The sequence below is a fragment of the Microbispora sp. NPDC049633 genome, assembly GCF_040675265.1.
Lineage (GTDB): Bacteria > Actinomycetota > Actinomycetes > Streptosporangiales > Streptosporangiaceae > Microbispora > Microbispora maris.
Genome location: NZ_JBFAOO010000331.1, coordinates 1 through 4,818 on the forward strand (window position 1 = coordinate 1; position 4,818 = coordinate 4,818).

A 4,818-nucleotide genomic window follows, 5' to 3' on the forward strand; every position below is an offset into this window, starting at 1 on the left:
CAACGACGTCGGCCTCCTCGCCGAGGAATACGACCCCAAAACAGGCCGCCAACTCGGCAACTTCCCCCAAGCCTTCACCCACATCCACCTGATCCGCACCGCTCTGGCCCTCGGCCGGACGTGATCGCCTCGCCGTGACGGCCCCGTCGGCCGAGGCCCGTGCACCCCTGTGGCACGGGCGTCGGCGAGCGGCCGTTCAGGCGGCGAAGCCGGCATCGCCGGCTTCGCCGCCCATGAGGTGCGCCACTGGCGGACCGGCCGCTCAGCCCGCCCGTGGGCGGCTACGAGGCGTTGTGGATGCGGATCGTCATCCGGGGACAGTTGTCCAAGCGGCCGTAGTAGCTGTTTGTCAGGCCGGGGATCCGCCAGCGGTTGGTGGCGCCCGTGCCGCGGCCGACGACGTGGCCGTTGGTGGCGTCCACGACCTTCCAGCGGATCTCGCTCGCGTCGCACAGCGGGTTGCCGATCCACGACTCGAAAGTCGTCACCTCGATCCAGCCGTTGGGGGCCGAAAGGGTCCCCGTGGAGCAGGTCGTCGTGAAGTTCTGGACGGTGCACTCCGAGTTCGCCGCCCAGGCCGGCGCCGCCGGCAGCACGGTCACGCCGACTCCGAGGGCCAGAGCGGCCGCCGCCATTCCCTTGCGAATACCCATACTTCTCTTCCTTGGCTCGTGCGGAACGGATGCCGACGAGCCAAGCCCGGAGCGGTATAGGCCTGGTATAGGCTCCCTGTTCGTCTCTGTGACCTGCACTGATGCTCAACCTGTGCATCGCGGCCGTTACGCGCGGCGATAAGCCAGGCTCCTGGCGTTCGCGCGGAATCCGAGCGACCGGTACAGCCGGGCGGGCACCGGGTAGGCGTCGTCTCCACGTGGGCTCACCACCGCCTGCCGCGCCCCCGCCCGCCGCGCCGCGTGCAGCGCGGCCAGGCAGACGGCCCGCGCGAGGCCGCGCCGGCGGTGATCCGGCACGGTGCCCGCCGGTTCGATCCGGGCGGCCCGGTTGGCCTCGTCCAGCCAGACCAGGCAGAACGCCGCGGCACTTCCGTCCGGCGCCTCGGCGACCCAGTCCAGGTCCGGCCGGTACGGCCAGGCGCGACGCACCGCCTGGTAGCTCTCCACGGTCACCCTCGACGGGTGGAAGGCCGCGCGGTGCGCCGCGACACGCATGGCGACGTCACCATCCCCCACCGCGCGCAGGCGGTATCCGGCGGGCGGGATCGGCTCGGGCAGGCCGTGGTCCAGGTCCATGACCATGTGCAGGAAGAAGGGACCCTCGTCCGCACGCCGATAGCCGTGCCGGTCGAGCGCGGGGAACAGGTGCGTCTCCGCGCTGGAGAGCGTGACCGTACGGGCCGCGTCCGGCACCCGCGCGGCGAACCAGTCCAGGACCTCGTCGGGCAGGAGGGCGTGCGCGGGATCGGCCAGCAGGTTCAGCTGCCCGGCATCGGCCCACCCCCAGGCCGCGGTCGCGCCGCCTGCGGCCCAGAGCATGGCCGGCCACTCGTGCTCCCCACCCGTGTGCTGGAAGCGTTCCCACGCCAGGTCGCCCACGTGCCAGGTGGCCCCCGGCGACCACAACCGGCCGGCGAGATCCTGCATGGCCCTCAGGTCCTTCACTCCGGCGTACGGTCTGCGGGCGAAGGGCACGGGCGTCATGCCGGTCAGTCTCATCCGGCGGGGCGTCCCCCCGCACGCGGTTTTCCGCGCGAAGTCACACCTCGCAGCCGCAGCTGCGGCGCGGCACCAGACGCGCGGCGGGGGCGGCGGACTCGGGCGTGCCGTCGAGGAGCAGCGCGACCGCCCGCTCGGCCATGGCGTCCAGCGGCTGCTCGGTGACGCTGAGCGCGGGGGCGGTGTAGGCGCTGTCGGGAGTCCCGTCGCAGCTCATCAGGGCGAGCCGGCCGGGAACGGGCAGCCCGGCGGCCGACGCGCCCGCGAGGACGCCCATGGCCTGCTCGTCGGTAGCCGCGATCAGGGCGTGCGGCATCGCGCCCTCGGCGATCAGCCTCGCGGTCAGCCGCGCCGCCGCCTCGCGTGAATACTCGCAGCGCAGCAGCAGGGGTTCGAGATCGTCGGCGGAGACCGCACGGTGCCAGGCGTCCCGGCGCTCGGCGACCGGCCCGGCGTCGTGCGGCCCGGCCAGGAAGGCGACGCGCCGGTGCCCGTGGCCCCGCAGGTGCTCGACGGCCGCGCGGACCGCGGCGTCGTTGTCGGCGGACACGAGCGGCGCGCGGCCCGGCCCCGGCCGGTGATGGACGTAGACGGACGGCACGCCCGCCGTCGCCGCCAGGGCCGCGACGTCGGCGCCGCCGTCGGCGGAGACCACGACCAGGCCGTCGACCTGCGCCGCGAGGAACCGCTCGGCCAAAAGCCGCTGCCTGTCGGGCAGGTAGCCCGCGTTGCCCGTCATCATCAGCGTGTCCCGCCGCTCCAGCGCTCGCTCGACGCTGCGCGCGAGGGCGGCGAAGTAGGGGTTGGACGCGTCGGCCAGGACCAGGCCGACGACCCCGGTGGTGCCGGCCCGCAGCGCCCGGGCGATGCGGTTGGGGCGGTAGCCCAGCTCGGCGGCCGCGGCGAGAACCCGCTCCCTGGTGGCCGGGGCCACCGGCCGCGGGCCGTTGTTCATCACGTAGCTGACCACCGCCGTGGACGTGCCGGACCGGCGGGCCACGTCCGCGAGCGTGACGGCCATGGGGGCTCCTTTCCTCCGTGCGGCTTGCATCTTCTCATCTAAACGATTAGAACTGCCACGCGAGCCCGTTCCGATCCTGTCCGCTTCCCCGCGCCCGTCCCCGTCACTCCCCCGCGAAGAAGGCCCCGCATGCCTGTGACACCCCTCCTGATCGACACCGACACCGGGTCCGACGACGCCGTGGCCCTGCTGCTGGCGGCCGCCAGCGGCCTGGGCGACGTGCGGGCGGTCACCACCGTGGCCGGCAACGTCCCGCTGCCGACGGCCACCCGCAACGCGCTGATCTCCCTGGAGATAGCGGGAGCCGCCGGCGTCCCCGTCCACGAAGGGTGCGACCGCCCGTTGCTGCGGCCCCTGTCCACCGCGCAGCACGTGCACGGGCAGGACGGCATGGGCGACATCGGCCTGCCCGGCCCGCGGCGCGCTCCCGAACCGGGGCACGCGGCCGACGTCCTGACGTCCTACGCCCGCCGCTTTCCCGGCGAGCTGACCCTGGTCACCCTGGGCCCGCTGACCAACCTCGCCGCCGCCCTCCTGCGGGAGCCCGGCCTGCTCGGCCGATTCCGGCACGTGTACTGCATGGCGGGCGCGCCGGACGCCCACGGCAACGTCACCGCCACCGCGGAGTTCAACGTGTGGGCGGATCCCGAGGCGGCCGGCGTGGTGCTGCGGGCGGCGCGCCCGGACACGGTCACCTGGATCGGCTGGGACGTCTCCCGCACGTACGCCGTCATGACGCCGGAGGACCAGCGGCGTCTCGAAGGGCTCGGCACTCCCCTCGCCGCCTTCGCCCATCGGATCAACCGGACGGTCGCCGAGTGGGCGAGCGAGGTCACCGGCCTGGCCGGGTACGACCTGCCCGATCCGGTCGCGATGGCCGTGGCGCTGCGGCCCGACCTGATCGTCGGACAGGAGCGGGCGCACGTGACGGTCGCCCTCGGCGACGAGGCGCGGGGTCAGACGATCGTCGATCGCCGCCGTACGGCCCCCGAGCCCAATCTGACCATGGTGCGCCACGTCGACGAGGCCGGTTTCAAGGACCTGCTTTTCGCCACGTGCGCCGGAACGGGCCGGGCCGCATGACGATCACATCGTCCGTCCCGCGGCCGGCGGGGCGCTTCGAGCTGCACTGCCATCTCGACGGATCGGTCCGTCCCGAGACGGTCGCGGAGCTCGCGAGAGCGCAGGGGATCACGCTGACACGGCCCGCGCACACCCTCGTGACCGCGCCCGCCCGGTGCGGCAGCCTGGCCCGGTTCCTCACCTTCCTCGACCTTCCCCTGCGCGTCCTCCAGACGCCGGACGCCCTGCGACGCGCGGCGCACGAGCTCGTCGAGGACTGGCACGCGGACGGCGTGCTGTACGGGGAGGCGCGTTTCGCCCCGCAACTGCACGGCCGTCAGGGCCTGACCCTGGACGAGGCGGTGGAGGCCGTCGCCGCCGGGCTGGCCTCCGGCGCCGCGGCCACGGGCGTGCGCACCGGGCTGGTGCTGTGCTGCCTGCGGCACCAGAGCCCGGACGAGAGCCTCGCCGTCGCGGAGACCGCGGTGCGCCACCGTGACAAGGTGGCCGGGCTCGACCTGGCGGGCGACGAACGCCTGCATCCGGGCGCGCCGCACCTGCCCGCCTTCGCCGTCGCGCACGCGGCGGGACTGCCCTGCACCGTCCACGCGGGAGAGGCTGCGGGACCGGAGAGCGTCTGGGAGGCGATCGACGTCCTGGGCGCACGGCGCATCGGACACGGCGTGCGGTCCGCCGCCGACCGCTCCCTGCTCGACCGGCTCAGACGCGAGCGGATCGCGCTGGAGATGTGCCCCACCAGCAACGTCCAGACCGCCGCGGTTCCCCGGCCGGCCGACCACCCGGCCCACGCACTCCTGTCGGCGGGCCTGAGCGTCACCATCAGCACCGACACGCGCACCACCTCGGCGACGACGCTCCGCCGGGAGTTCGAAGGGCTGCGGGAGACGTTCGGATGGACGGCCGGCGAGGAGGCGGCCTGTCAGGCGCACGCGGCGGCCGCCGCCTTCGCCTGGCCCGCGGCTCCGCCGGACACCCGGCAGGGCACCGGAAAGGGCTGATCGCGGCCCCGGGTACGGGCTGGCTACCCCTGGCCGGCGATGC

General features: G+C 74.3%; 6 protein-coding genes. 3 read left to right on the forward strand and 3 right to left on the reverse strand.

All coding sequences use genetic code 11. The features are described 5' to 3' along the window. On the forward strand, positions 1 to 124 hold a 124-nt coding region (locus tag AB0J39_RS38170; protein ID WP_363473895.1), incomplete at its 5' end, for a glycoside hydrolase family 15 protein. Between the two features lie 157 nt (positions 125 to 281). Here the strand turns inward: AB0J39_RS38170 and AB0J39_RS38175 are convergent. From AB0J39_RS38175 to AB0J39_RS38185, 3 genes are all read right to left on the reverse strand, one after another. After that, positions 282 to 653 carry a hypothetical protein gene (locus tag AB0J39_RS38175; protein WP_363473885.1) on the reverse strand — a complete coding sequence of 124 codons (372 nt, stop codon included), beginning with the start codon at positions 651 to 653 and terminating at the stop codon, positions 282 to 284. Positions 654 to 779: 126 nt separating this feature from the next. Next, on the reverse strand, positions 780 to 1,658 hold the full coding sequence (locus tag AB0J39_RS38180; RefSeq protein WP_363473887.1) for a GNAT family N-acetyltransferase: 879 nt from the start codon (positions 1,656 to 1,658) through the stop codon (positions 780 to 782). A gap of 55 nt (positions 1,659 to 1,713) precedes the next feature. Next, positions 1,714 to 2,694, reverse strand: coding sequence for a LacI family DNA-binding transcriptional regulator (locus AB0J39_RS38185; protein ID WP_363473889.1), 981 nt, complete (start codon positions 2,692 to 2,694; stop codon positions 1,714 to 1,716). A 129-nt stretch (positions 2,695 to 2,823) separates the two neighbouring features. Here AB0J39_RS38185 and AB0J39_RS38190 point away from each other — a divergent pair, with 129 nt between their 5' ends. Continuing rightward, positions 2,824 to 3,777 (forward strand): nucleoside hydrolase, encoded by a 954-nt coding sequence (locus tag AB0J39_RS38190; protein WP_363473891.1) that lies wholly within the window; start codon positions 2,824 to 2,826, stop codon positions 3,775 to 3,777. Continuing rightward, a complete protein-coding gene (gene add / locus AB0J39_RS38195; RefSeq protein ID WP_363473893.1) occupies positions 3,774 to 4,775 on the forward strand; it encodes an adenosine deaminase in 1,002 nt (333 codons plus the stop codon). The genes AB0J39_RS38190 and add overlap by 4 nt, the downstream gene beginning before the upstream one ends. Positions 4,776 to 4,818 lie beyond the last annotated feature (43 nt).

What these genes read in the sequence shown, in the direction of transcription:
- AB0J39_RS38175 (WP_363473885.1), bottom strand. Translation starts at nt 653, where the DNA reads ATGGGTATTCGCAAGGGAATGGCGGCGGCCGCTCTGGCCCTCGGAGTC.
- AB0J39_RS38180 (WP_363473887.1), bottom strand. Translation starts at nt 1,658, where the DNA reads ATGACGCCCGTGCCCTTCGCCCGCAGACCGTACGCCGGAGTGAAGGAC.
- AB0J39_RS38185 (WP_363473889.1), bottom strand. Translation starts at nt 2,694, where the DNA reads ATGGCCGTCACGCTCGCGGACGTGGCCCGCCGGTCCGGCACGTCCACG.
- AB0J39_RS38190 (WP_363473891.1), top strand. Translation starts at nt 2,824, where the DNA reads ATGCCTGTGACACCCCTCCTGATCGACACCGACACCGGGTCCGACGAC.
- add (WP_363473893.1), top strand. Translation starts at nt 3,774, where the DNA reads ATGACGATCACATCGTCCGTCCCGCGGCCGGCGGGGCGCTTCGAGCTG.